General features: G+C 63.6%; 22 protein-coding genes and 1 pseudogene. 11 read left to right on the top strand and 12 right to left on the bottom strand.

What is annotated here, in order from left to right:
* Positions 1-29: 29 nt before the first annotated feature.
* Genes GDH07_RS16460 through GDH07_RS16470 form a run of 3 tightly spaced genes read right to left on the bottom strand, consistent with a single transcriptional unit; the run spans position 30 to position 1,626 of the window.
* Positions 30-764: an amino acid ABC transporter permease gene (locus GDH07_RS16460; RefSeq protein ID WP_152898207.1), complete on the bottom strand. Its 735-nt coding sequence runs from the start codon at positions 762-764 to the stop codon at positions 30-32.
* A gap of 2 nt (positions 765-766) precedes the next feature.
* On the bottom strand, positions 767-1,441 hold the full coding sequence (locus tag GDH07_RS16465; protein ID WP_152898208.1) for an amino acid ABC transporter permease: 675 nt from the start codon (positions 1,439-1,441) through the stop codon (positions 767-769).
* Positions 1,429-1,626 carry a hypothetical protein gene (locus tag GDH07_RS16470; RefSeq protein ID WP_022644134.1) on the bottom strand — a complete coding sequence of 66 codons (198 nt, stop codon included), beginning with the start codon at positions 1,624-1,626 and terminating at the stop codon, positions 1,429-1,431. Before GDH07_RS16470 ends, GDH07_RS16465 begins: the two co-directional genes overlap by 13 nt.
* Positions 1,627-2,067: 441 nt before the next feature.
* Between GDH07_RS16470 and GDH07_RS16475 the strand changes: the two genes are divergently transcribed.
* Both GDH07_RS16475 and GDH07_RS16480 read left to right on the top strand, forming a co-directional pair.
* Positions 2,068-2,763 carry a tRNA (adenine(22)-N(1))-methyltransferase gene (locus GDH07_RS16475; RefSeq protein ID WP_152898209.1) on the top strand — a complete coding sequence of 232 codons (696 nt, stop codon included), beginning with the start codon at positions 2,068-2,070 and terminating at the stop codon, positions 2,761-2,763.
* A 183-nt stretch (positions 2,764-2,946) separates the two neighbouring features.
* Complete coding sequence (locus GDH07_RS16480; RefSeq protein ID WP_053136372.1) at positions 2,947-3,474, top strand: glyoxalase superfamily protein; 528 nt, start codon at positions 2,947-2,949, stop codon at positions 3,472-3,474.
* A 70-nt stretch (positions 3,475-3,544) separates the two neighbouring features.
* On the opposite strand, the gene GDH07_RS16485 is transcribed toward GDH07_RS16480, so the two are convergent.
* From GDH07_RS16485 to GDH07_RS16515, 7 genes are all read right to left on the bottom strand, one after another.
* Positions 3,545-5,677 (bottom strand): TonB-dependent receptor, encoded by a 2,133-nt coding sequence (locus GDH07_RS16485; protein ID WP_152898332.1) that lies wholly within the window; start codon positions 5,675-5,677, stop codon positions 3,545-3,547.
* A 224-nt stretch (positions 5,678-5,901) separates the two neighbouring features.
* Positions 5,902-6,903 carry a siderophore ABC transporter substrate-binding protein gene (locus GDH07_RS16490; RefSeq protein ID WP_152898210.1) on the bottom strand — a complete coding sequence of 334 codons (1,002 nt, stop codon included), beginning with the start codon at positions 6,901-6,903 and terminating at the stop codon, positions 5,902-5,904.
* Entirely contained in the window at positions 6,900-7,676 is a 777-nt protein-coding gene (locus GDH07_RS16495; RefSeq protein ID WP_152898211.1) for an iron ABC transporter ATP-binding protein, read from the bottom strand. The genes GDH07_RS16490 and GDH07_RS16495 overlap by 4 nt, the downstream gene beginning before the upstream one ends.
* Positions 7,673-8,617, bottom strand: a complete 945-nt coding sequence (locus GDH07_RS16500) for an iron chelate uptake ABC transporter family permease subunit (RefSeq protein ID WP_152898212.1) — start codon at positions 8,615-8,617, stop codon at positions 7,673-7,675. The genes GDH07_RS16495 and GDH07_RS16500 overlap by 4 nt, the downstream gene beginning before the upstream one ends.
* The gene (locus GDH07_RS16505; protein ID WP_053136382.1) at positions 8,614-9,555 is read right to left on the bottom strand and encodes an ABC transporter permease; all 942 of its coding nucleotides are present in this window, start codon (positions 9,553-9,555) and stop codon (positions 8,614-8,616) included. Before GDH07_RS16505 ends, GDH07_RS16500 begins: the two co-directional genes overlap by 4 nt.
* Positions 9,555-11,306 carry an ABC transporter ATP-binding protein gene (locus tag GDH07_RS16510; RefSeq protein WP_152898213.1) on the bottom strand — a complete coding sequence of 584 codons (1,752 nt, stop codon included), beginning with the start codon at positions 11,304-11,306 and terminating at the stop codon, positions 9,555-9,557. Before GDH07_RS16510 ends, GDH07_RS16505 begins: the two co-directional genes overlap by 1 nt.
* Positions 11,300-13,090, bottom strand: a complete 1,791-nt coding sequence (locus tag GDH07_RS16515) for an ABC transporter ATP-binding protein (protein WP_152898214.1) — start codon at positions 13,088-13,090, stop codon at positions 11,300-11,302. Before GDH07_RS16515 ends, GDH07_RS16510 begins: the two co-directional genes overlap by 7 nt.
* A 185-nt stretch (positions 13,091-13,275) precedes the next feature.
* Here GDH07_RS16515 and GDH07_RS16520 point away from each other — a divergent pair, with 185 nt between their 5' ends.
* The 5 genes from GDH07_RS16520 to GDH07_RS32320 all read left to right on the top strand — a co-directional run bounded on the left by GDH07_RS16520 (position 13,276) and on the right by GDH07_RS32320 (position 17,169).
* Entirely contained in the window at positions 13,276-13,899 is a 624-nt protein-coding gene (locus GDH07_RS16520; RefSeq protein ID WP_152898215.1) for a TetR/AcrR family transcriptional regulator, read from the top strand.
* Positions 13,900-13,947: 48 nt separating this feature from the next.
* Entirely contained in the window at positions 13,948-14,361 is a 414-nt protein-coding gene (locus tag GDH07_RS16525) for a hypothetical protein (RefSeq protein ID WP_152898216.1), read from the top strand.
* Between the two features lie 564 nt (positions 14,362-14,925).
* On the top strand, positions 14,926-15,792 hold the full coding sequence (locus tag GDH07_RS16530; RefSeq protein ID WP_152898217.1) for an oxidoreductase: 867 nt from the start codon (positions 14,926-14,928) through the stop codon (positions 15,790-15,792).
* A gap of 179 nt (positions 15,793-15,971) precedes the next feature.
* The gene (locus GDH07_RS16535) at positions 15,972-16,445 is read left to right on the top strand and encodes an RrF2 family transcriptional regulator (RefSeq protein WP_053136398.1); all 474 of its coding nucleotides are present in this window, start codon (positions 15,972-15,974) and stop codon (positions 16,443-16,445) included.
* Between the two features lie 229 nt (positions 16,446-16,674).
* Positions 16,675-17,169 carry an OsmC family protein gene (locus tag GDH07_RS32320; protein ID WP_178124071.1) on the top strand — a complete coding sequence of 165 codons (495 nt, stop codon included), beginning with the start codon at positions 16,675-16,677 and terminating at the stop codon, positions 17,167-17,169.
* A 262-nt stretch (positions 17,170-17,431) separates the two neighbouring features.
* Here GDH07_RS32320 and GDH07_RS32860 read toward each other — a convergent pair whose 3' ends face one another.
* Positions 17,432-18,295 carry a methyl-accepting chemotaxis protein gene (locus tag GDH07_RS32860; RefSeq protein ID WP_425502122.1) on the bottom strand — a complete coding sequence of 288 codons (864 nt, stop codon included), beginning with the start codon at positions 18,293-18,295 and terminating at the stop codon, positions 17,432-17,434.
* A gap of 57 nt (positions 18,296-18,352) precedes the next feature.
* Positions 18,353-19,351, bottom strand: a pseudogene (locus GDH07_RS32865) (methyl-accepting chemotaxis protein); the annotation flags it as partial.
* 667 nt (positions 19,352-20,018) lie between these two features.
* Here GDH07_RS32865 and GDH07_RS16550 point away from each other — a divergent pair.
* From GDH07_RS16550 to GDH07_RS16565, 4 genes are read left to right on the top strand one after another with little or no spacing between them, the layout of a single operon-like run.
* Positions 20,019-21,533 (top strand): ABC transporter substrate-binding protein, encoded by a 1,515-nt coding sequence (locus GDH07_RS16550; protein WP_152898220.1) that lies wholly within the window; start codon positions 20,019-20,021, stop codon positions 21,531-21,533.
* Positions 21,534-21,547: 14 nt separating this feature from the next.
* A complete protein-coding gene (locus GDH07_RS16555; RefSeq protein ID WP_152898221.1) occupies positions 21,548-22,489 on the top strand; it encodes an ABC transporter permease in 942 nt (313 codons plus the stop codon).
* The gene (locus GDH07_RS16560; RefSeq protein WP_152898222.1) at positions 22,486-23,340 is read left to right on the top strand and encodes an ABC transporter permease; all 855 of its coding nucleotides are present in this window, start codon (positions 22,486-22,488) and stop codon (positions 23,338-23,340) included. The genes GDH07_RS16555 and GDH07_RS16560 overlap by 4 nt, the downstream gene beginning before the upstream one ends.
* A gap of 2 nt (positions 23,341-23,342) precedes the next feature.
* On the top strand, positions 23,343-24,971 hold the full coding sequence (locus GDH07_RS16565) for a dipeptide ABC transporter ATP-binding protein (RefSeq protein ID WP_152898223.1): 1,629 nt from the start codon (positions 23,343-23,345) through the stop codon (positions 24,969-24,971).
* The last annotated feature ends 69 nt before the right edge of the window (positions 24,972-25,040 follow it).

The raw sequence follows: 25,040 nt of genomic DNA on the forward strand, positions 1-25,040 counted from the left end.
TGCCAGGGCAGCGTTGTGGTTGTGCATGATCAATACCCCTGGGCCGGAGCCGGGCGTGGTTGGTGGGAAGTGGCGGGTATCCGCCCGTTGTTGCGGGCAAGGCGCGCCTCCAGCAGGCGGGCGGCCTGGGTCAGGGCGAAACAGATGGCGAAATAGGCCAGCGACAGCACCAGGAACACGCTGAAGGGCTCGGTGAGCATCGTGCTGTTGACCTGGTTGGCGGCGTAGGTCAGCTCGTTGACGCCGATCACGTAGCCCAGCGAGGTGTCCTTGATGGTGGTGACGAACTGGCCAACCATGCTCGGCAGCATGTTCCCCAGGGCCTGGGGCAGGATCACCCTGCGGGTCCGGGTCCAGTAGCCCATGCCCAGTGCCGCGGCGGCCTCGCCCTGCCCCTTGGGCAGCGATTCGATGCCCGCCCTGACGATTTCCGCCAGGTACACCGCCTGGAACACCACCAGCGTCACCGCCATGGTGGTGAAACCGGCAACCGGTCGCCCGAGGATGATCGGCACCACGAAATAGGCCCCGAAGATCAGCATCACCAACGGAATGCTACGCAGCAGGTAGCCGACGCCCATGGCCGGATAGCGCAGTACCTTCGCGGGGCTGAGCTGGGCCAGGGCCAGCAGTACGCTCAACGGGAACGCCAGGCCGATACCGATGATCGACAGCAGCAGCGTGGCGACGATGCCGCCCAGCGGGCCATTGGGGTAGGACCCCAGCAGGAACAGCAACCAGTACTCCTGGATGATCTCCAGCATGCTCAGCGCCCCCTGATCCGCAGGTGCCGGCCCAGCCAGCCACCGGCCAGCAACAGGCTCAGCGCCACCGCCACATACAGCACGGTACTGAGCCCATAGGTGGCGAAGATGCGGAAGGTGCCGCTGGCCACCTCCTTGGTGACGTAGGTCAGCTCCATCACCCCGATGACCATGGCCAGGCTGGTGGTCTTCATCAGCATCACGGTGTTGCTCAGCAAAGGGGCGATCGCCACTCGCAGCGCCTGGGGCAGGATCACCCGACGCAGGGCGCCGGCCCGACCCAGGCCCAGGGCCTGCGCCGCTTCCTGCTGCCCCGCAGCGATGCTGCGCAGGCCGCTGCGGATGTCCTCGGCGAAGTAGGCGCCGTAGTACAGCCCGATGGCGATCAGCGCGAATACCAGCTCGCCGTGATGCTCGTTCAACCACCCCTGGAGAGTCTCGGGCAGCAGGCTGCTCACGCCGAAGTACCACAGGAACAGATGCACCAGGGGTGGGACGTTGCGCTGGTACTCGATGAACGCCATAACCCAGAGGCCGACGAAGCGCCCCCCGGCCAGGCGCAGCAACGTCACCAGCAGGCCGACGGCAAAGGCCAGCAGCCAGCTGCCCAGCGCCAGCATCAGGGTCACCAGCAGTCCCCTGGCCAGGACCTGCCCATATTCGTTCAGGAAGTCCATGCCAGGCTCCCGTTGCGTACGCCACCCGAGCCTGGTTTGGTGGGCTCGGCATCCGGCCAGGCATGCGAGCATGGCAGCCCCGCCCAACCCAGGCCGTGCCCTCGCGGATCGTCCCGTGGCGGCAGGTAGCGCCGCCGGAACACCGCCAGGGCCTTGAGGTATCGTTTTTTGTTGTTCTTGTTCATCGCTGCTCTCCTGCTTGCCCTGGCAACCCGATTGGTGGTTCCAGCGAATACCTGGCGCTGGACCGGCAGATTCCCGGGTGGGTCTAGGTCATGCCTGGACGGTCAAACTGGTTAAAAAGAAACCATTAACTGGTCAATTTCCGATCCAGACTGCTGCATTCTCAAGCAAAGCCCCGGGAAAAAAGATCAGAAACTTCCCAAATCCCGTTAAGATCCGGTCAGTCAAAGGCCGTAAAAGCGACGTATGTCCCTGGCTGCAAGGTGAACCCGGAGAAGCAACTGGTAATCAACAATGACCAAATGATCGCCTGGCGTGGTACCGCCCCCATCCGCAGCCAGTGGGCCTGATCGCCAGCATTTGAAATACGCGGCGGCGCCCGACAGAATCGCCCCCCGATCCGGCCCGAGATGTGACGGACCCACGCAAGAAAGAGGTTGCAGTTGAACGAACAGACATTGTCCATGCGCCTGGAGCGCGTCGCGGCCCAGGTACCGGCAGGGGCGCGCCTGGCCGATATCGGCTCGGACCACGGCTACCTGCCGCTGGCGTTGCTGAGCCGTGGCGCCATCGAGAGGGCAGTGGCTGGCGAGGTGGCGCTGACGCCCTTCCACTTCGCCCAACGCAGCGCTCGTGCCAGTGGTTTCGGCCAGCGCATCAGCGTGCGCCTGGCCAATGGCCTGGCGGCGATCGAGCCGGGGGACGGGATCACCGCCATCAGCTTCTGCGGCATGGGCGGCGAAACCATCCGCGACATCCTCGAGGCCGGCAAGGCGCGCCTCGATGGCCGCGAGCGCCTGGTCATGCAGCCCAACGGTGGCGAGCAGCCGCTGCGTCAATGGCTGATGGACAACGGCTACGCCATCCTCTTCGAAGAGGTGCTGCGCGAGAACCGCTTCGACTACGAGATCATCGTCGCCGAGCGCGGCGCCAGCCCAAGCTACAGCGCCGAGCAGCTGTACTTCGGCCCGCTGCAGATGCAGGAGCGCAGCCCGGCATTCCTGGCCAAGTGGCAGCGCAAGTTGCGCCAGAAGCACAAGATCCTGGCCCACTTCGCCCGGGCGCAGCAGGCGGTGCCCGAGGAGAAACTCCAGGACACCCAGCGCAAGGCCCGCTGGATCAGCGAGCTGCTGGCCTGAGTCCGCAGCGCCGCTTTCACTGGTAAAACCCGCTGTGTATCATCGGCCCAGGTCGATGCTACCTGCCGCTCGCATCCGCAAGGAATGGTGAAAGCATCGCTGTCCCCCCTACCCTGTCGTCACTCTTGACAGTCGAGGCCCGGCAACGCGAGCACCCCTGCACCTCGGCGAACAGGAGCAACGATGATCACTCTCGAACACGCCAAGCAAATGGCCAAGCGCCTGCGCACCGCGCTCGCTTCCCACGACCAGTCGATAAGCCACGCCACCGCGCTGGAAAGCGTGGCCCGGCAACTGGGCTACAAGGACTGGAACACCGCCGCCGCAGCCCTGCCTCAGGAACAACCCCAGGGGATCAGCTTCGACAAGGCCATCCCGATCCTGCGGATGTTCGACGAAGCCAAGGCTCGCGAGTTCTACCTCGATTTCCTGGGGTTCACCGTGGAGTTCGAACACCGCTTCGAAGCCGACCTGCCGCTGTACCTGGGCATCAGCCGCAATGGCCTGCAACTGCATCTGTCCGAGCACCATGGCGATGCCAGCCCCGGGGCGACGATTTTCGTGCCGATGCACAACATCGAACAACTGCGCGATGAACTGCAAGCCAAGCGCTACGGCTACGGCCGCCCCGATATCGTCGAAGAAGACTGGGGCAAGACCCTGGAAGTCTACGACCCCTTCGGCAATCGCATCCGCTTCTGCCAGGGCTGATCCTGCGCCAAAACGATCCGCTCCACGGGCAGGCCCAGTGCCTGCCCGTGGACGCTCATGGGCTAGGGTTTCAGAAGTCCACCGAGGCGGACAGCTCGAAGGTGCGTGGTGCACCCAGGCCCAGGCTGGTGGTCAGTGGCATTCCCCAGTAGGCCTTGTTGGTGAGGTTGCTGACGTTGCCCCGCAGGGTCACCGGGCGGTTGGCGACCTGAGTGGCGTAGCGGGCGCCCACGTCGAACAGGGTGTAGCCGGGAATCGACTGCTGGTTGTCGGCGCTGATGTACTGCTTGGACAGCGCCGTGGCGTTGGCGGTCAGCGTCAGGCCCTGCAGCACCGGGGTATCCCATTCCACGCCGAGCTTGCCTTGCAGTTCGGGATAGCCAGTGGCGTTCTTGCCGTCGTTGCGGCCGCCCTCGGTCTTGGTCAGCTTGGGGTCGACATGGGCGACGCCGCCCATCAACCGCACGTCATCCAGCGGCGCCCCGAAGAAGCCCCACTCCACCCCGCGGTTACGCTGTTCGCCCCCCATGGAGTAGATGTTGGTGGCCGGATCGGTGTAGCTGCCCGGACGGGTGATCTCGTACAACGCCAGGGTATGGGTGAAGGAGCCCAGGTCGAGCTTCAGGCCGACTTCCTTCTGCTTGGTCTTGTAGGGCGCGAAGATCGCGCCGGCGTTGGCTGCGGTCAGCGGCGCCGTGCCGCCTTTGCTCAGGCCCTCGATGTAGTTGGCATACAGCGACAGGTCGTCGGTGGCCTTGAACAGCACCGCGGCCGCCGGGGTGGTGGCGCTTTCGTCATAGCGCGAGGTGCGCTTGCCGGTGCTGACGCTGAAGGTATCGCTGAGCACCTCCTGGCGGCGCACGCCCAGGGTCAGTTGCAGGCGATCATCCAGCACCGACAAGGTATCGGCCACGCCGTAGCTGCGCAGGCGGCTCTCGCTGTGCATGATCAGCGGCCAACTGGTGGGCGCCTTGGGACCCCAGGTCGGGTGGTAGATATTGGTGGTCCAGTCGGCACCGGGCACCGAGCGACGCCCCCAATCCTTCTTCTTGTCCGAGTACTGGGTAGCGTTCAACGACCACTGGTGCTTGATCTCGCCCGTCTGGAACTGGCCCTTGAGGCCGGTTTCTGCCGAGACCTTGCGCACCTGGAACTTCAACTGGCCCATGCTGCTGCGCAGGTCGCCGGCATCGTTGATCACCGTGGCGATCATGGCGCCGTTGTAGGCGTAGTCGCTCTTGCTGCTGCCTACCGCGGCGTAGGCGGTCAGTTGTTCACTGAGGTCGAACTCGCCACGCAGGATCGCGCCCTTGTCCTTGCTTTCCACCGTCGCCCAGTCGGGGTTGAGCAGCGAACCGGCCTTGGGCGGTCTGGGCACCGCAACCCCGGCAGCCAGGCCCATCCCACGGTTCTGGCCAGTGATGCGCTGGTCGGCGTCGTACAGGTCAAGGGACAACCGCGCACGCTCGCCCCGCCAGTCCAGGGCCAATGACGCCAGGTCGGCTTTCTGCTTCTGGTGGTCGGTGGCCGCATCGCCTTCGCGGTGGACGCCGTTGAAACGCACGCCGAACTGCTGGTCTTGGCCAAAGCGCCGGCCCATGTCCAGGTGCCCCCCGAGCTGCGAGTCGGACATGTAGCTGCCGGTCAGGCGTGTCAGCGGTTCGTTGCCAGCACGCTTGGGCACCAGGTTGACCGTGCCGCCCACCGAGCCGCCTGGCGGCATGCCGTTGAGCAACGCCGAGGGACCCTTGAGCACTTCGATGCGCTCGTACATTTCAGGGGACACGCGATAGAACGGCGCCATGCCGAACAACCCGTCGACGGTCACGTCGCTGATGTCCGAGGCGAAGCCACGAATCGAGTAGTTCTCGCTGAAGGTGCCGGTCAAGCCGTTGCTGAACACTGCCGGATCGGTGGCGGCGATCACATCGGTGATGCTCTTGGCCTGGCGGTCCTCGATGTATTTCTCGGTGTAGCTGATGGTGCTGAACGGGGTCTCCATGAAGTCCTTGTTGCCCAGCAAGCCGAGCTTGCCCCCCGAGGCCACCTGCTCCCCCGCGTAGGCCGGTGGCAGGCTGGAGACGGCTTCGCCCTGGATCGTGGTGGCGGGCAACGCCAGTGCCCGGTCCTGGGTCGCTTCGGCCGGCTCGCGAACCTCTGCGCCCGCCGGCGCCGCCAGCGTGGCCAGGACCCCCAGGGCCAGCCCTGCCAGCCCGCGGTGGACGCCGACGGCCAGGGGTTTGACGACCAAAGCCTGGGAAAGGTGTGCATTGCGATGGAAAGAATGACGGTGAGTCACGCTACAGCTCCGTTGAAGTGAAAAGGCGGTGTTTTTCTGATTAGTTGGCTTGATTCGAATGCAAGAGCTAAGGCTGTTGATAATCACTTGCTACCACGCAAATGCCGCGAACAGCCCTTAGCTCGAAGTCAGGGCTGATAACCCTTGATGACGTCGTCGATCATCAGCTTCACCGAGGTCGGGCTGGCGGCGGTGACGTACCAGGCCTGGGCATCGGCAAAGACCACACGGCCGTTCTTCCAGGCGTTGGTCTGGCGCAGCAGCGGGTTGTCCAGGCTCTGGGCATCCAGGGCCGGGCGCCCTTCCATCACGGCGGTGCGGTCCACCACGTAGAGGATGTCGGGGTTGGCCTGCTGGATGAATTCGCTGGAGATCGGCTGGCCATGCAGGCCGGTCTCGCCCTCGGGGCTGGCCGGTTTCACCCCCAGCGCATCGAAGATGAAGCCATAGCGCGAATGCGCGCCGAAGGAGCTGAAGGCGCCGTTGTTATGCAGCACGATCAAGGCGCGCTCAGGGCGGCCTGCCGTGACCTGCCGGGCCTGCTGCACCTTGGCCTCCAGTTGCGCGGCCTGCTCCCGGGCCTGTTGCTGCTTGCCGAAGATCTCGCCGAGGCTCGCCAGGTGCTCCTTGATGACCTCGATATGCCGGCCCTGGCTGTCGCGGTAATCCACATCGAAATGCACCGTGGGCGCGATTGCGCTCAGCTCCTGGTAGTGGCTGGCCTGCAGTGAGGTGATCAGGATCAGGTCCGGCTTCACGGCATAGATCCGCTCCAGGTTGGGCTGGACGATCGCCCCCAGGTCCTCGACCTGGGCCGCCTGCTTGTACCGGTCCAGGAAGTGCGGGATGAAATCCTTGGGCATGCCGGCCACGGGAATGCCCAGCTGGTCGAGGAAATCCACTTCGTTCATGTCCAGGGCCACCGTGCGCTGGGGCAGTCGCTCCACCAGCGTGGTGCCCAGCTGGTGCCGGACCGTGACCGGGGTGTAGGCCGGGGCCTGGTTGGCAGCAGCCGCAGCCTGGCCCGTTGCGGGCGAGGTGGCGGTTTTATCCTGGCAGCCCTGCCCGGCCAGGATCGCGGCCACCAACAGGGCCAACGTCCCATACCTGCTTGTGTGATGTCGGGTCATTTCAGTTCTCTTGCGGGGTTGAAGTAGTTGCACAGGTAGCCGCGGGCGTCATGGCTGATGCTGAAATCCAGCCCGTAGAGCTCTCGCAGCCGCTCTTCGGTCAGCACCTGGGCGACGCTGCCGGCGGCGTGCACGGCGCCCTGTTTCATCGCCACGATGTGGTCCGAGTAGTTGGCGGCGAAGTTGATGTCGTGCACCACCAGCACCACCGTGCGCCCCTGTTCGTCGCACAGCCGGCGCAGGGCGCGCATGATCTGCACCGCATGCTTGATGTCGAGGTTGTTCAGCGGCTCGTCCAACAGCAGGTAGTCGGTCTGCTGGGCGATGGTCATGGCCAGGAATGCCATCTGCCGCTGGCCACCGCTGAGCTCATCGAGGAAGGCCGCGCGCAGCTCCTGCAGCGAGAGGAAGGCAATGGCCTCGTCGATCGCCTGCTGGTCGGCCCGGGTCAGGGCGCCGCGGCTGTAGGGAAAGCGCCCGAAGGCCACCAGTTCCTCGACCGTCAGGCGCAGGTTGAAGTCCGGCGCCTGGCGCAGGGTGGCCACTGTGCGGGCGTAGTCGCCGATGGCCATGCCACGGGTATCGCGGCCCGCCACCAGGATGCTGCCGCGAGTCGGTTCCAGCAGCCGCGCGATCATCATCAACAGGGTCGACTTGCCCGCGCCGTTGGGACCGATCAGCGAGGTCAGGCGACGGGCCGGGAACTGCACGTTGACCTCGTGCAGCACAGTCTTGGTGCCGTAGCTCTTGTGAAGGTCGTGGACAGTGATCATGCAGCTCCTCGGGTACGCAGCATCAGGGCCAGGAAGTAAGCGCCACACAACAGGTTGACCAGCAGGCCCACGGTGGTCTTGTAGTTGAACAGGTGCTCGACCAGCAGCTGGGCGAGCAGGAACAGGCCCACGGCGATGGCGCAGCCCAGGGGCAGCGTGACCCGGTGGCGGAAGGTCCCGGCCAGGGCATAGGCGATGTTCGCCACGAATACCCCCATGAAGGCCACGGGCCCCAGCAGGCTGGTGGACACCGCCACCAGGCCGGCGATCAGCGCCAGTTGCAGGCGCACGCAGCGTTGGTAGTCGACCCCCAGGGAGATCGCCTGGTCGCGCCCCAGCGCCAGCACATCGAGGGTCGCCAGGGTCTTGCGCCCTACCAGGCACAGCCCCGCCACCAGCAACCCGGCGTACAGCAACTGCTGGGGCTGCACCCGGTTGAACGAGGCCTGGCTGAACCCCAGCAGCATGGAGAACTCCCCAGGGCTGGCCTGGTACTGGACGAACTGGGTGAAGGTGCCGATGACCATGGTCAGCACCAGCCCCACCAGCAGCAGGAAGAACAGGTCGCGCCGGCCATCGCCGAACAGCCAGCGGTGCAGCGCCCAGGAGTAGGCCAGCATCAGCAGCACCGACAACCCGAAGTTGCCATGGGCGCCCAGCACCAGCAGGCCGGACATGCCCAGCACCGCCACCAATACCGCCTGCAACAGCAGGTACACCGCCTCGTAGCCCATGATCGCCGGGGTCAGGATGCGGTTGCAGGTCAAGGTCTGGAAGGCGATCGACGACCAGGCGACGCACACCCCGCCGATCACCATCGCCCCCAGCCGGACCAGGCGCCTGGGGATCACCTGGGCAAAATCCAGCCCCGAGCCCAGCAACAGGAACAGCAGCGCCAGGGCGCACACCGCGAGCCACACCCCATAGTGCGAAGGCTTCATCGGCGCCCCCGTACCAGCAGGATCAGGAACAGCACGCCGCCGAGGCATCCGGCCGTCAGGCCGATGGGCACTTCGTAGGGGTAGATGACCAGGCGCCCCACCAGGTCGCAGACCAGCAGCAGCGATGCGCCGCCCAGGGCCACCAGCGGCAGGGTCCGGCCCAGCTGGTCACCGTGGCGCAGGGCGACCAGCTGCGGGATCACCAGGCCGACGAAGGGAATCGAGCCCACGGTGATCACCGTGGCCGATACAGTCACGGCCACCAGCAGCAACCCCAGGGCCACCGTCGCCGGATAATTCAGGCCCAGGCTCGCGGCCATGCCCTCGCCCATGCCGAGCACGGTGAAACGCTGGGCATACAGATAGGCCAGGGCCACGATCGGCAAGATCAGGTAGATGATTTCGTAGTGGCCCTGGACCACCCGGGAGAAGTCCCCGAGCAACCAGCCCTGCATGCTTTGCAGCACGTTATGGCGATAGGCGTAGGACTCGGCGAGGGCGCTCAGCACGCCGCCGTACATCAGGCCGATCACCGGCACCAATGCTGCGCTGCGCAACGGTACGCGGCGGATGATCAGGACGAACGCCAGGCTCGCGGCGAAGCACACCCCCAGGGCGAACAGCATGCGTCCCAGGGTGCCGGCGCCCGGCAGCAGCACCAGCGACAACAGGATGCCCAGCTTGGCCGCATCCAGGCCGCCGGTGGTGGCCGGTTCGACGAACTTGTTGCGCACGATGTGCTGCAGGATCACCCCGCACACCGCCAGCCCCACACCGCTGAGCACCAGCGCCATCAACCGTGGCAGGCGGCTGGCGGTGAGGGTCAGCCAGGCATCGCCGGCCCCGGACAACAGCTGCCCCAGGGAGAACTGCCGGGCGCCCACCAGCAACGAGGCGCCGCAGAGGATGACGAAGGCCCCCAGCCAGCTGGCGCGCATCAGCGGGACGCTCCGATCCGCCAGCCCTGGGCGGCGCCACGCTGGTCGAGCAAACGCGCGTAGTACCCCGGCCTGGCACGCAGCTCATCCGGCGTTCCCTGCTCCACCACCCGGCCCTGGTCCAGCACTACGATCTGGTCGGCCATGGCCACCGTCGACAGCTGGTGGGCAATGACCACCAGCGTGCACTGGCCGCGCAACCTGGCCAGGGCCTGGGCGATGACCGCCTGGTTTTCGGCATCCAGGGCCGCGGTGGCTTCGTCCACCAGGAGGATCGGCGCCTGCTTGAGCAGCGCCCGGGCAATGGCGATGCGCTGGCGCTCGCCTCCCGACAAGCGCGCCCCGCCCTCGCCCACCTGGGTGTCGATACCCTGGGCCAGGCGTTCGATAATCTCCACCACGCCGGCCTGACGCGCGGCCTCCATGACCTGGGCGGCGCTGGCCTCGGGGTCGCCCAGGCGGATGTTGTCGGCAATGCTGCCTTGGAACAGGTAGGAATCCTGGAAGATCTGGCTGATGTGCCCGGCCAGTTGCGCCTCGGACATCTGCCGCACATCCACGCCACCGACCCGCACGCTGCCCTGGTCGACCTCGAAGAACCGCGCGATCAGCCTGGCCAGGGTGGTCTTGCCCGAACCCGACGCGCCGATCAACGCAGTCATGCTGCCCGGCGCCAGGCGCAGGCTGACGTCCCGCAGGACCTCGGGCTGCCCGGGGCCATAGGTGAAGCTCACGCCTTGCAGTTCGACCGAGGCATCGCCCGGCGCCTGGGGCGACTGGGCCTGAGCCAGAGGCGGCACGGCGAGGATCTGGCTGGCCTCTTCGAGCTGGCCCAGGGCCCCGCGCAGGGTCTCGCCATAGCTGGCCAGCTCCAGCAGCGGATCGACGAAGCGGCTGACCACTACCAGGGTCACCGCCAGGGCGATGGCCGGGCCGACTTCCAGGCCCAGGCCCAACAGACGTTCGAGCCACAGGCCGGCACTCACCAGCAAGGCGGCGAAGATGCCCTGGACCACCCAAGTGTTGAGCACCGAGGATAATGACGACAGGTAGATCAAGCGCCCGGCGGACTGGCGCTGCTGGTCGATGGCCTGGCGCAGCAAGCGCGTGCCGCCCTGCTCGCCGTTGAACGCACGCAGCACCGACTGGGCCTGGGCGAACTCCACCATGCGCTGGCTGGTCTTGGCGAAATGCGCATGGAAAGCGCGATCGGCGCGGCGCCCCAGGCGGGTCGAAAACGACACCGCGAGCGCCAGCAGCGGCAAGGCCAGGAGGGCCAGCAATCCGGTCGGCCAGTGCAACACGCCCAGGGCGACGACCATCGCCAAGGGGGTCATCGCGGCACTGATCAGGGGCGTGAACACATGGGCCGGCAACTGCGCGATGGCCATCATGCCCTGGGTGATGACGTGACCCAGCCGCGCGTTGTGCTCGGGCGTGAACCAGCCCACCGGCAGCCGGGCGATATGCTCGCCCATGCGCAAGCGCACGCCTTGCAGGACGGCGACGCCCACCGCGACCCCGGCGCGCTCCACCTGGCGCCGCCAGAGCCAGCACAGCAGCACGCCGGCCAGCAACAACGCCAGCCAGGCACTGGTGCCTCGGGTATCACCGGCCAGCAAGCGGCCGAGCAACGGCACCAGGGCGGTGATCGTCAGGCCGCTGAGCAGGCCATAGCCCACCGCCATCCAGGCATAGCGACGCAATACCGGGACATCCTCGCCCAGCAGTTGGATGAAGGTCTTCAGCATGGTTGTGCTACCTGTTCCTTGCGGTTGTCGCCATAGCCACCGAGCCTCCAGAGCCGTGCGTACAGCCCTCCTTGCTCGAGCAACTGGGAGTGCCGGCCCTGTTCACGGACCCGGCCGTTGTCGAGCACCACGATGCGCTCGGCGTGCATCACGGTGTCCAGTCGATGGGCGATCACCAGCAGGGTGCGGCCCTGGGAGAAACGCGCCAGTGCTTCCTGGATCGCCACCTGGCTTTCGGCATCCGCCGCGGCCGTGGCTTCGTCGAGCACCAGCACCGGCGGATCGAGCAGCACGGCCCGGGCGATGCTCAGGCGTTGCTGCTCGCCCCCGGAAAAATGCGCGTCCTCGCCCACCACCGAGTCATAGCCCCGTGGCAAGCGCAGGATTTGCTCATGGATATTGGCCAGGCGCGCGGCCGCTTCGATCTCCTGGCGGCTGGCCAAGGGTTTGCCCAGGGCGATGTTCTCGCCGACGCTGGCGTGGATCAGGCGCACGTCCTGCAATACGAAGCCGATATGGCGGTAGAGGCTGGCGCTGTCGAGTTGGCGCAGGTCGACGCCCCCCAGGGTGATGCGCCCGGCGCTGGGGTCGAAGAAACGCAGCAGCAGGCGCGCCAGGGTCGACTTGCCGGCCCCGGAAGGCCCGACGATGGCGGTGGTGGTACCAGGTTCGAGCACCAGGTCGATGTCCGCCAGCACCGGATGCTCGGGGTCGTAGCCATAGCTCACCCGCTCCAGGCGCAGTTCATTGCCCTGGGGCTGTTGCCCGGTACCGGGGGCTGGCTGCTCCAGCACCGGAGTCTGCAGCAAGGCCTGCACCCGCTGGGCCGCGCCGGTGGCACTGCCCAGGTCGTGGAGGATGTAGTGCAGCAACAATACCGGCGCGCACAATCCCGGGGTCACCAGGGCGAAGGGCAGCACGTCCAGCGGCGTGGCCCAGCCCTGGCTCACGAACAAGGTGCCGCAGGCCAGCACCACCCCCAGTACCGAGACCGGGGCGACCAGCGCGTTGGCGTTGGCCATGGCCGCCACCAGCGGCCGGGTGAAGGCGATGAAGGTTTGGGCGAAGGCGTCGATCGCCTCGCGGTAGCGCCCATGGGCCTGGCCGCTGCTGCCGAAGGCCTTGATCACCGGGATGCCGTTGACGAACTCGACCACCGCATTGTCGATGCGCCCAAGGCCAGTGACGATCTCCTGCATGTTGGCGCCGCTGGACTTCATGGCCCGGCCCAGGAACACGAAGAACCCGGGGAACGGCAGCAGCGAGAGCAGCGCCAGGCGCCAGTCCATGGCGAACAGGTAGATCACCCCGATCAGCAGCGCGCCACCGGCACGGCCCAAGGTGGTGAAGAAATGCGCGGTCAGGTTGTGCAGCGTGCCGATGTCGTCCTGCATCGCCCGCTTGACCTCCCCCGAGGCGCGCTCGGTGAACCAGCCCAGCGGCACCAGGGCCAGGCGCTGGACGATCGCCAGGCGCAATTGATGGGTGATCCGGTTGTCGGCCAGGTGTGCCTGCAACTCGCCAGCGCAGAGCAGCGCCATGCCGCAGAACAGGCTCGCCACGCCCACCAGCAACAGCCAGCCAATATCGCCGGCCACATGGGTGGCATCGCCCAGGGCTAGCCTGGCGATGCGTTCGATAACGGCCAAGGGAACCAGGGTCAGCATCGATCCACTGGCGGACAGGGCCGCCGCCGTGATCAGCCGACCGCGCACGGGAGTCAAGACCTGGCTGATCGGACCCTGGGCCTTGGAGTGGGCCGAGGTCGCGTCATGGGTGCTCATAGATGAAGTTTTCCAGACATTCGAAGACCGGCCTGCTCCGCGAACGGAGCCGGGAAAACCCTGGCCGGGGATAGCTCATGGATGGATCTGAGAATCAGAACCATTTAGTTGCATGACTATAAACTAATTTGCCAAAACCAGACAAGGCAGCTAAAAGTCATGCCTCATCGAGCCAGGACCTCTCCATGGAACCGCCACAGAAAACCCCGGCGCGCGGACGCCCGCGCACCATCACCCGGGAACGGATCGCCGATGCCGGCATCGGTATCGGCCTGTCGAACATCACTTTCGTCGGCGTCGCAGCCGCCCTGGGCGTCAGCCACATGGCGCTGTACAAGCACATCGCGGGACTCGATGCGCTCAAGAGCCTGATCGCCGAGGAGCTGTTCCAGCGCTGGCAGATCCCCCGGGCCAACGCCGAACAGCGCAACAGCCTCAAGGACTACCTGATCCTGTTCGCCACCTCGGCCCGGGAGTTCGTCAAGGCGCATCCGGGGCTGACGCCCTACATGATCCGCCGGCTGGCGGCGACCCAGCCGATGCTGGACAAGATCATCGAGCACCAGCTGCATATCGCCCAGGCCTACGACATCGCGCCGCAGCAGGCCCGCTGGTTGCTGGCCACGGTGGCGTTCCACTGCTTCGCCGTGGCCGATACGGTCTATGCAGTGTCAGGCCAAGAGCCAGAACTGGAGGCTGATCGCCTGGCGGAAGTGGCGGAGATGGAGGCCGAACTGATCCAGGGCATGCATGCGCTGATCGTCGGCGCCCTGGCCCTGCTCGAGGAAGGCCTGATTCCAGGTTCCTGAGCCAACTACCCGGCCCCCCCAGCGGCCTACCGGAACAAGGACCGGAACATGCTGTTTCACGATTTCGTGCTAGGACATATCGAGGTGCAAGTACAGGGCCGCGCCCACGACCTGCACAACTTCTACCAGGCCGAGCATATCCGGTACGACGTCACGAGCCGCACCCTGGCCCTGCACTTTCGCCGATGGCCAGAACCCTGGGTGCCTCCCGAGGAGCCCGAGGCGATCGACCTGCTCTTCAGCGGCGTGAGCTACTTCTCGGCCGATGGCCGTGATTGCGCCAGGGGCCCGGAGGACGATCGTTGCCTGCACGCCATCGGCGTGGTGCCGCAGGATGCCGCCACCGGTGAGTTCTACCTCAGCGACGACTTTCCCGCCGATCACCACCTGGTGATCGAGTTCCAGTCGGGGCTGATCCTGCGCCTGCAGGCAGAAGAGGCGCGGTGCAGCTTGCTGCCCTGATCATCCGCAAGGCATTGCCACCGACTATCCAGGGCTAGCCACCGGCCGAGATGCTCGCTGCCGCAGCCGGGCTTGGCCGGTGGCTGGCCCGCATTGGTAGCGACCAGGATCGACAACGACTCCAGGCACCCATGATCCGGCGCGCCCTGTCACTTGGCAGTCCAGTCGCCTCCTGTCTTGGTGCCAGCCCCTGGTCTAGCAGGCGATGGGTTCTGCGCTTCGCCCAGGGCCGATGAATGATCAGGTAGAAGGCTGCGCTGCTCGCCCCCCTAACCAACGCTCCCCCTCCCCTGAAGAGGCGAGTTTTCTGCTCGCGACCATATGCACTTAAAACTATTGCAGATGGCTCGAATCATCTGCAAGAATAAAAACTGCAGTATCCGCAAGTGCCTCTGTAGTCACCGCAAGTTCGGAGGATGGGCGCATCACCCATCCGGCAGGCCCGAGCAGCGTCGCGGTGAACCCAGGATCGCAAGCGCCTATTGCTCGAACGCCGGCATCGAGCCGGCAAGACCAATCGCAACTGCCGTGACCGATATCACCAGCGGCTTAAGGAGATTTGCAATGACCGATACAGATGCTCGCGTCTGGTTCATCACCGGGGCTTCATCGGGGCTGGGCGAAGCGCTCGCGCGCCATGTGTTGTCACGGGGCCATCGTGCGGTAGTCACCGCGCGCGATAGCGCACGGCTACAGCACCTGGTCAGTCAATTCGGCGAGGACCAGGTATTGGCACTCACACTCGAAGTGACACGCCCAGCCGACATCGACGCCGGCGTGGCCGCGGCGATCGAGCGCTTCGGGCGAATCGACGTGCTGGTGAACAATGCCGGCACCATCCTCTTCGGGATGATCGAAGACGGCGACATTGCCGGCGCACGCGCATTGTTCAATACCAATGTCTGGGGTCTGACCGCGATGACGCGCGCGGTGCTTCCGGGCATGCGGGCACGTCGCTCGGGCACCATCGTCAATATCTCCTCGAAAGCCGGGATCGCAGGTTTCGCCACGACCGGTTTCTATTCGGCCTCGAAGTTCGCCGTCGAGGGCCTGTCCGAAGCGCTGGCGCAAGAAGTGGCGCCACTGGGAATCAAAGTCCTGATCGCAGCACCCGGTGCTTTCCCTACCGGTATCAGCGACGCCCCCCTCGCAAGCTTTGCAGCCTCGGCAACCAATGAGGACTACCGCGCAATGAAAGAAGAAACCGTCAACTACATTCAGCAAGCTGGCGATACCGCGCCCGGCGACCCGGCGCGCATCGCAGCGGCGATCTTCAAGGCAGTCCAGTCCGATAACCCTCCACTGCGCCTGCTCCTGGGCAGCGATACCCTCGAACTGGCACGTGGCAAGATCGAGCAACTCGACAAGACCATCGATACCTGGGAGGTCGTGAGCCGTTCGGCTGATGCCATCAAAAAGCAGGCTATCTAGAGCCTGCAACCTGCTGCTGTATCCAGGTTCAAGCCCTGGCGAAATTCGGCTCCCCTTCTTCTTGAACGAACGAGGGGGAACCCCACAGCGGCGTCCTGCGGCCAGTGCATGGAGTTTCCCATCTATGGAGAGTTACTGCAGCGTTGCAATAGAATGTCGTTTTCGTCACGGCCCACCCCATGATTGATCTTCGCTTTTCCAGCTCGCTGCAAATCATGCTGTCACTCGCCCAGGCCGAGCGAATGGGGATTACCCGGGTCACGTCCAGCGATCTTGCCACCAGCCTTGGCACCAATCCGAGCTTCTTGCGGCAGATGCTCGTGCCGTTGACACAAGGTGGGCTCATCAGCTCGACGATGGGCCAACATGGCGGTTCACGGTTGAACCGGCCGGCCGAGGAGATTTCCCTGCGCGATATCCTGCAGGCCGCGATCTCGGGAAAATCGATATTCAAGGCGCGGTGCGACTACCCCACCCAGTGCCTGGTGAGCTGGAATTTCGACAGCTACTTCACCCGGCTCGCACATGATATCGATGAGACGGTATTGCAACGGCTCGGGCAGCAGACATTGGCTGAGGCCCTCGGCGAAATCGACGCGATCGACCAGGCGCGGCCTGATCCGTCCAAGACCTGTAGCGATCGCGCCACCTGACAGGCGACCTGGCGAGACCATGGCCGCCCGGATAAAGACCCAATCGCTCCCGCAGGCACAAGTTCTCAGGGCCCTGATCGGATACCCCTGGCGATACACCAGAAGACAGCCCGCAAGCGCGTGCACTGCGCCTGTTTATCCCGGCTTCGCTTCGGCAACGGGGTTGCACAACATTTGTGCAACAGCTAAAAACCCAGCTCGCGAACCTGAGAACACAAAGGAACTGTGCATGTCCGAACATCTGCAATCACTCTTTCTCTCGAGCCAGAATTTTTTCCAGGCCAACCCGGGCAAGGCCATGGCGACCTTCTCGGTGACCAGCAGCGGCGACGGTGCGCTGCATCGTCAGGTGAAAATCCGCGAGTTCGTCCTGGATGTCGATGAACCGCAAAACCTGGGGGGAACGAACAAGGGGCCCAACCCCGTGGAGATCGCCCTCGCCTCCCTGGCGACCTGCCAGGAAATCAGCTACCACCTGCATGCCGCCGCCCTGGGGATACCGCTCAAGGAAGTGAGCGTCACCCTTGAAGGAACCCTTGATCTCAGAGGTTTTTTCGCCGCCGCCGATGAGGCCCGTCCAGGCTTCACCAATATCCGGGGGACGGTCAAATTCGATAGCTCGGCGAGCAAGGAAGACCTGCTGGCGCTAAAGGAAAGCGTCGATCGCCATTGTCCCGTCATGGATCTGTTCAAGAACCGGACTCCAGTCGAAATCGCCTTCTAGATCCCAGAATATGGTGGGCCAGTCCGCATGGCTCACCATCGCCCCAGAAGCGTGGGTGAGCCTGTTCGATAGTTGAATAAGCACTCCCAGGCCTTCCATCATGCTTCTATCTTGTGAAGGGTGATTCAATCTCGATAGCAGTAGCCCAGTGCATGTGCATACTGGCGGATCGAGGTTCTCGAGCGACCATCGGTGCTGTTCCAGAACCCTCGGATGGCTCAAGCGACTGCAGGCATACAGGCGCTGGCCATCGGCACAAGAATCAAACGCGGAATCGGCTGACCATCATTTGCAATTGACCACCCAAACGAGCCAGTTCGACGCTGGAGGCAGCGGTTTGCTCGCTGGCGGCGGCAGTTTGCTCCGACACATCGCGCACGTTGATGATGTTGCGGCTGATCTGCTCGGCCACGGCGCTCTGCTCTTCGGCTGCGGCGGCGATCTGCTGGTTCATCGACTGGATGCTGGACACCGTGCGGGTAATGGTTCCCAGGGAGGCGCCGGCCTTGCGCGTCAGCTCGACGCTGTTGTCGGTCAGTACCCGGCTGTTGTGCATCACCGCCGCCACTTGCTGGGTGCCGTTCTGCAGGCCGGCCACCAGTTCTTCGATCTCTTCGGTGGACTTCTGGGTACGTTGGGCCAGGCCCCGGACCTCGTCTGCCACCACCGCGAACCCACGACCGGCTTCACCGGCGCGGGCGGCCTCGATGGCAGCATTCAGGGCCAGCAAGTTGGTCTGTTCGGCCACCGTCTTGATCACGTCCATGACGCTGCCGATCTTGTCGCTCTCTTGTTGCAACACGGTCATGGCCTCGGTAGACCGTACGACCTCACTGGCCAGGCGCTCGATCTGTTCGATGGCCTGGGCCACCACCTTGTCGCCTTCGCGGCCCTCGCCATCGGCTGCTGCGGCAGCCTGGGAGGCCGACTCGGCGTTGCGCGCGACTTCCTGCACGGTGGCGGTCATCTCGTGCATGGCGGTGGCCACCTGGTCGGTCTCGACTTTCTGGCTGTTGACCCCGGCGCTGGTCTGCTCGGTCACCGCCGACAATTGCTCGGCGGCGCTGGCGATCTGGGTCACGCCATCGCGAATGCCACCGATCAACTCACGCAGAGTGACATCCATCCGAACGATGCCTTGCTGCAATTGGCCTAGCTCATCGCGCCGCGTGACATGCAAGTCTTCGGTCAGGTCGCCAGAGGCGATGCGCTCGACGGCAGCCAGGGTGTCGCGCAGCGGATGGGTGATCTGGCGGGTGATGATCAGCGCGGCCAGCCCGCCCATCAGCAGTGCCAGCAGCGTACTGATCAGTTGCAGGTAGTGGGCCCTGCTGCTGTCGGCATCTCGCCGATCGAGCTGGATCTGGTACAGGGCAGCGCTACGACTGGTGAAGTCAACGCTCTGGTCTGTCATTTCCTTGCGAGCCTGCACGGTCTCGGAAAAAGCCGCCGTGAACGCCCGCAGCGAACTGCGATAGCCAGTCAAGGCAGTGGTCAGGCGTTGCAGGGTAGCGCCCTGGGTGTGGCCGAAGTGGGTGTTCAACTGCTCCAGCTCGGCAATCGCGGCATCGAGCCGGGCCACGGCCAGGCGCTCGGTATCCGGGTTGCTGGTGCTGACGTAGCCACGCACTTCATAGCGCGCCAGCTGAAGCGCCTCCTTGAGCTGGGCGATGGCCTGGAACTGCGCGAAGCGCTGGTCGCTCGGCGGCATCTGCTCGACCCACCGGCTGATCTCGCCGATCAAGGCATTGGCGGCGGCTCCTTGCTGGTCCATGGCCTGGCGCGCAGACCTGCTTGTGCGGTAGGCGCTGCGCATCTTGTCCAACGATTCCTGGTAGGCCGCAATGGTCACGCCCAGGCCCTGCAATAGCTTGATGTTTTCCGGACTTTCGAATGTGCCCAGGAGGGTTCTTTGCTGGTCACTGAAACCCTCCAGGGCGACCTGGACGTGCTGCGCGGCGGTCTCGTCGCCATTGGTCAACATGTACTGCAAGCGCGTGACCCGCAGCTTGGTCAGGCCGATGTTGAGCTGGGTGATGTCGTTCATCCAGTTGCTGCGATCGATCAATCGGTCCTGGCTGGACCAACTGGTCAGTGCCAGGAAGACGGTCAGGACCAGGACCAGGCCGAAGCCCAGGCCCAACTTGAGGTTGACGCTGATATTGGCGAACCAGCTGTTCATTGAGTTCCTCCAGGAACGTAGCGTTTCTTGATCTCGAACAGGGAGATCGTTGCTCTAGGTGATCGGCAGGCTGTCTTATGGAGAATCACGGATGCGCCATGGCAAGGACTCGGCAACATTGCATCGACGAAGTGTCAGGCACACAGCAAAAGAGAATGAGATTTAATCTCATTAATAACCATGCAGCAACATTCCTCGCAGAACGCCCGCGCCAAGGTTCAATACAAAATGATTACCAATGATTTCCGTCTGGATATGGCCACCCACCGCCCTGGTTCTGCAAATCAAAGGCCGTAGCACAGAGGCACAGAGGCTTGAACGACAAACCGCGAGTGCTGCCTGCCGTCCCCAGCCACTCCCCCCCTTCTATCGAACGAGCACCTCGCCCACATCCGGCCGATGTTGCAAGAGCAGCATTCAAGGAACGCTTTTGTGTCGATAAATGTTTTTTTGCTCATAAAAAAACATTTAAAAGCAGAATGCTCTCTGGCATATTGATCGTGCAGCACAAAAAAAACAAAACCTGAGACGCTGACTCCGATCAGGCCATAACAATAACAATCCGATACAGGCTGAGGCCCAGCCTCGCTCTGGCCAGCCTTTTCAGCAAAGGAGAACCCCTCCCGTGAATCGCTTACTCCATGGAGCGTTAGGCACGACTCTCGTCTTGGGCGCCAGCCTTGCACAGGCCGAAACCACCTTGCGCGTTGGCTTGAACGCCGATATCCGCAGCACCGAGCCAGGCGTCAATCGCGACGAAAACACCGATACCGTCATGCTGCATGTCGTCGAAGGCCTGGTGGCTCATCGCGAGGACTCCTCGGTGGGGCCGCTGTTGGCACGTGAAGTTCTGCTATCCAGCGACGGCATGACCTACACCTTCAAATTGCGCGACAAGGTGCGTTTTCAGAACGGCGAGACCTTGACCTCCAAAGAGGTCAAATGGACTTGGGAACGCTATCTGAACCCCAGAAACCAGTGGCGCTGCCTGGCCGAGTTCGATGGGCGAGGTGGAGCGAAAATCACTGGAATCGAAACACCAGACCCTCTCACCGTCGTGTTCCATCTCGATCAACCCAGCGGCTTGTTCCTCACTTCGATGGCGCGCCCCGATTGTGCCGGCAGCGGCATCCTGCATCCCGATTCGCTGGCGGCAGATGGCACCTGGAGGCAGCCCATTGGCACCGGCCCGTTCAGCCTCACCGAATGGAAACCCGGGCAGTACACCCTGCTCTCGCGCTTCAAGAACTACAGCCTGCGCGACGAAGCCGGACCGGATGGCTTCACCGGAAAAAAACAGGCTTTGGTGGACGAAGTACGCTTCATGGTGATCCCCGATCCGTCTTCGGCCAAAGCCGCGTTGATGTCGAACAATATCGACCTGCTGCCCAATGTCAGTGCCAGCGATGCTCAGGAACTGAAGGCCACGCCTGGCGTACAGATCTCGTCCAGCCCGATCATGGCGATCTGTGGATTGCTGTTTCAAACCAAGGACCCACTGCTCAAGGACGTGCGCATCCGCAAGGCCATCGCCTACTCCCTGGACTATGGACAGATGGTCGATGCCCTCTCCAACGGTGCTTCGGAGCCCAACAACTCGGCGATTTCGCAAACCAGTCCCTTCTATAGCGCCACCGCCAAGCAAGGCTACCGCTACGATCCGCAGGAAGCCCGACGCTTGCTGAAAGAAGCCGGCTATCACGGCCAGCCGATCAAGATGTTCGTCAACAAACGCTATATGCAGATGTTCGACATGGGCCTGCTAAGCCAGGCGATGGCCGCATCCAGCGGTTTGAACATCCAGATGGAAACCCTGGAATGGGGTACCCAGTTGGAGCGCTATCAGAGCGGCAATTACCAGATGATGGCGTTCTCCTACTCATCACGCCTGGACCCGGCCACCAGCTTCGATTCGCTGATGGGCGATAAGACCAAGGAGCCGCGCAAGGTCTGGGATAACCCCCAGGCCCAGGCGGTGCTGCGTGATGCGGTACGGCAGAGCGACACGGCCAAGCGCCAGGAGCTCTTCGACCAACTGCACCGGATGATGATTGACGATACCCCCCTGGTGATCATCTACAACGGCATGGTTTCCGCAGCGCTGCGAGACAGCGTCAAGGGCTTCCATTCATGGCCGGTTTCGTCACCACGGGTGTGGGGCGTCAGCCTCGCGACTCACTAAGGCAGGGCCTGATCATGTTGCGTTTTATCCTGCATAAACTCGGGATGGCGATCCCTACCCTATTGCTGATCTCGGTGATGGTGTTCTCGTTGATCCGCCTGATTCCGGGGGACCCGGCGCTGCTGATGCTGGGCGATATGGCCGACCCCCAGAGCCTGGCGGACATGCGGCGTACCCTGGGCCTTGACCACTCGCTGGCAACGCAGTTCTTGATCTGGTTCAAGGCCGTGCTGAACCTTGATCTCGGCTTTTCCATCAGCACCAAGGAAGCTGTACTGCCCCTGATTCTTGATCGCTTCAGTGTCAGCGCGACCATCGTGATCGTGGCGGTGTTGTTGGCCACGCTGATTGCAGTACCGGTTGGCGTGATTGCAGCCTGGAAGCAGAACACCGCGCTCGACCTGGGTTTGATATCCGTTGCCACCTTGCTGCTTTCGATCCCCAGTTTCTGGCTCGGATTGCTTTTACTGCATGCCTTCGGCATCGAGCTGGGCTGGTTGCCGGTTGTGGGCTACGTCAGTTTCGCCCAGGCGCCCTGGCAAGCCATCAGCTACATCGTGCTACCTGTGGTGACCCTGACCCTGGTCGAGGTCGGCGCGATTACGCGCATGGCCCGAGCCAGCACCATCGAAGTACTGCGCCTGGAATACATCGCCCATGCACGAGCCAAGGGCTTGTCGGAACGCAGCGTGCTCTGGAAGCACGCCTTGCCCAACGCATTCGCCCCTACCTGGACCTTGGTGGGGTTGATCCTCGGCAACCTGCTGGGAGGTATCGCGGTGCTGGAAACCGTGTTCACCCTGCCGGGCATCGGACGCTTGATGGTGGATGCGATCTTCGCTCGTGACTACCCGGTGCTGCAGGGCTGCTTGCTGCTGATCACCTTCATCTACGTGCTGGTCAACCTGTGCGTCGACCTGCTCTATCCACTGTTCGACCCAAGGGTGAAGCTATGAACCCGAGTATCGCCATGCCCCCACCCGCCAAGCGCCGGCGCGCCTGGTTACCAGCCAACGCGCTGATTGGCGGGGGACTCTTGCTGACGCTGGTTGCTCTGGCGCTGCTGGGATTGCTGTGGTCGCCATTCGATCCGTTGAAAATCAACCTGGCAGTACGCCTCCAGGAGCCTACAGCCACTCACTGGCTTGGCACCGACGAATTTGGCCGGGATGCATTCAGCCGCTTGTTGATCGGGGCCCGGACGAGCCTCTGGGTCAGCTTGTTGACGGTCAGCGTCGCGGTACTGATGGGGACCATGATTGGCATGGCCGCCGGTTATCTGCGCGGCTGGACCGATCGGATACTGATGATGTTCAACGATGCACTGCTGGCGTTTCCGGGCATCCTCATGGCCCTGGGCATCATGGCCATCATCGGCGCCAGCAAGTACGGCATCGTCATGGCCTTGGGCATCGCCTACACCCCCTCGGTGGTGCGGGTGGTACGCGGCACGGTGCTGTCCTTGCGCGAGCTGGAATACATCGAAGCCTCACGAGTGATCGGCAATTCCGAGCTGTACACGATGCTCAGGCACATTGCACCGAACTGCCTGGCGCCATTGTGCGTGCTGGCCACCAGCATGTTCGGTTGGGCGTTGCTCTCTGAAAGCTCACTGAGCTTCCTCGGCCTGGGCGTACCACCGCCCGAGGCGACCTGGGGCAACATGCTGGCCAGCAGTCGCCCCTACATGGCCTCGGCACCATGGCTGGGCATCTTCCCCGGATTGTTTATCTGCCTCACGTTACTGGCGATCAACCTGTTTGGCGATGCGCTGCGTGATCACCTCGACCCCCGGATGAGGAAATGAACATGTCTTGCAATCCTGTTTTGTTGAACGTGGAACATCTGCAGATTCGTGTGGGTGAGTACGGTGCGCTGGCGGTGGATGACCTGAGCTTCAGCATCGCGCCGGGTGAAATCGTCGCCCTGGTGGGCGAATCCGGTAGCGGCAAGACCATGGCCGCTCGCGCCGCCATCGGTTTGTTGCCGGCGCCGATGCAGGTGTGCGGCGGGCGCATGGATTTTCAGGGGCGTGACCTGGTCAACGTCAGTACCGAGGAGTTGCGGGCCATTCGCGGCGCAAGCATCGGCATGGTATTCCAGGAGCCGATGGTATCCCTCAACCCGGCCTTGAAGATCGGGCAGCAAATGAGTGAAGCGCTCAAGTTGCATACCGACCTGGACGCAACGCAAATCCGCGAACGTTGCCTGACCATGCTGCGCCGTATTGGCATCAAGTCTGCCGAGCGCTGCCTGGAATCCTATCCGCACCAGTTCTCGGGTGGCATGCGCCAGCGGATCATGCTCGCCTCGGTAATGCTGTTGCGTCCGGCGTTGCTGATCGCCGACGAACCGACCACCGCCCTGGACTGCCTGGCCCAGCTGGACGTGCTCGAGCTGATGCTTGAACTGACACGCGAGCAAGGAACCGCGATCCTGTTCATCAGCCATGACCTGTCCCTGGTGGCGCGCTATGCGCACAAAGTCGTGGTCATGCGCCACGGCAAAGCGGTGGAGCAAGGCAGCATCGAGGATATCCTGCTCGCCCCCAAGGCCGAGTACACCCACCAGCTACTGGAGGCCTTGCCGCAGCGCGGCCCACTCCCCGCATTACCGCCAGGCAACGCACCGTTGGTGGAAGTCGATCAGGTAAGCATCGAGCATGCGGTGCCCAATTCCTTTTGGCGCAAGCGCCAGCAAAACCCTGTAGTGCATTCTGCCAGCCTGGTGATTGCCCCCGGCGAAACCCTGGCGCTGGTGGGTGGTAGCGGATCCGGTAAAACCACCCTGGGCCGCTCGCTGGTAGGACTGATCAAGCCCTATGCCGGGACGATCCGCTTCAAGGGAGTGGACATCCTCAAGGCCGCCAACCGCACCCATCGCCTGCAATGCCAGATGATCTTTCAAGACCCATATTCGTCCTTGAATCCGCGAATGAAGATCGGGGAAATCCTGGCAGAACCACTACGCCACGAGCCCGGACTGAATGCCGCTCAATGCCGCGAACGGGTAACCCAGACTCTCAAGGACATCGGCCTGGCGGAACAGTTTGTCGATCGATTCCCCCACCAGTTGTCCGGCGGCCAGCGCCAGCGAGTGGCAATCGGTCGCGCCCTGGTACGCCATCCACAATTGGTGATCGCTGATGAACCTATATCCGCCCTGGACATGACTATCCAGAAACAGATCCTGGAACTATTCGAACGCCTGCAAGCGCAATACGGTTTCGCCTGCCTGTTCATCTCCCATGATTTGGCAGCAGTGGAGCGTATTGCGCACCGGGTGGCAGTGATGTCCCAGGGCAATGTGGTGGAAGTCGGTACGCGCGAGCAGATTTTCGATGATCCACGCCACCCCTACACCCGAAAGCTGCTAGCGGCTGCCAGTCCCCTGGAAAAGTTGCCGGGCGGCGGTTATCGCATAAGACCGGGTCTTTGATTCCCTGATTCAACTTGATGCGCAGATCCAAAGTCTGCGCAACAGGGGAAGTCATGCCGGAAAAACAAT

Origin of the sequence: Pseudomonas piscis (assembly GCF_009380155.1) — a bacterium.
GTDB classification, from domain to species: domain Bacteria; phylum Pseudomonadota; class Gammaproteobacteria; order Pseudomonadales; family Pseudomonadaceae; genus Aquipseudomonas; species Aquipseudomonas piscis.

Coding starts and splice junctions, on each gene's coding strand:
- GDH07_RS16505 (WP_053136382.1), bottom strand. CDS start 9,555: ATGCGCGCCAGCTGGCTGGGGGCCTTCGTCATCCTCTGCGGCGCCTCG.
- GDH07_RS16560 (WP_152898222.1), top strand. CDS start 22,486: ATGAACCCGAGTATCGCCATGCCCCCACCCGCCAAGCGCCGGCGCGCC.
- GDH07_RS32860 (WP_425502122.1), bottom strand. CDS start 18,295: ATGGATGTCACTCTGCGTGAGTTGATCGGTGGCATTCGCGATGGCGTG.
- GDH07_RS16525 (WP_152898216.1), top strand. CDS start 13,948: ATGCTGTTTCACGATTTCGTGCTAGGACATATCGAGGTGCAAGTACAG.
- GDH07_RS16480 (WP_053136372.1), top strand. CDS start 2,947: ATGATCACTCTCGAACACGCCAAGCAAATGGCCAAGCGCCTGCGCACC.
- GDH07_RS16495 (WP_152898211.1), bottom strand. CDS start 7,676: ATGATCACTGTCCACGACCTTCACAAGAGCTACGGCACCAAGACTGTG.
- GDH07_RS16460 (WP_152898207.1), bottom strand. CDS start 764: ATGCTGGAGATCATCCAGGAGTACTGGTTGCTGTTCCTGCTGGGGTCC.
- GDH07_RS16500 (WP_152898212.1), bottom strand. CDS start 8,617: ATGAAGCCTTCGCACTATGGGGTGTGGCTCGCGGTGTGCGCCCTGGCG.
- GDH07_RS16490 (WP_152898210.1), bottom strand. CDS start 6,903: ATGACCCGACATCACACAAGCAGGTATGGGACGTTGGCCCTGTTGGTG.
- GDH07_RS16515 (WP_152898214.1), bottom strand. CDS start 13,090: ATGAGCACCCATGACGCGACCTCGGCCCACTCCAAGGCCCAGGGTCCG.
- GDH07_RS16565 (WP_152898223.1), top strand. CDS start 23,343: ATGTCTTGCAATCCTGTTTTGTTGAACGTGGAACATCTGCAGATTCGT.
- GDH07_RS16555 (WP_152898221.1), top strand. CDS start 21,548: ATGTTGCGTTTTATCCTGCATAAACTCGGGATGGCGATCCCTACCCTA.
- GDH07_RS16535 (WP_053136398.1), top strand. CDS start 15,972: ATGATTGATCTTCGCTTTTCCAGCTCGCTGCAAATCATGCTGTCACTC.
- GDH07_RS32320 (WP_178124071.1), top strand. CDS start 16,675: ATGTCCGAACATCTGCAATCACTCTTTCTCTCGAGCCAGAATTTTTTC.
- GDH07_RS16470 (WP_022644134.1), bottom strand. CDS start 1,626: ATGAACAAGAACAACAAAAAACGATACCTCAAGGCCCTGGCGGTGTTC.
- GDH07_RS16530 (WP_152898217.1), top strand. CDS start 14,926: ATGACCGATACAGATGCTCGCGTCTGGTTCATCACCGGGGCTTCATCG.
- GDH07_RS16510 (WP_152898213.1), bottom strand. CDS start 11,306: ATGCTGAAGACCTTCATCCAACTGCTGGGCGAGGATGTCCCGGTATTG.
- GDH07_RS16465 (WP_152898208.1), bottom strand. CDS start 1,441: ATGGACTTCCTGAACGAATATGGGCAGGTCCTGGCCAGGGGACTGCTG.
- GDH07_RS16520 (WP_152898215.1), top strand. CDS start 13,276: ATGGAACCGCCACAGAAAACCCCGGCGCGCGGACGCCCGCGCACCATC.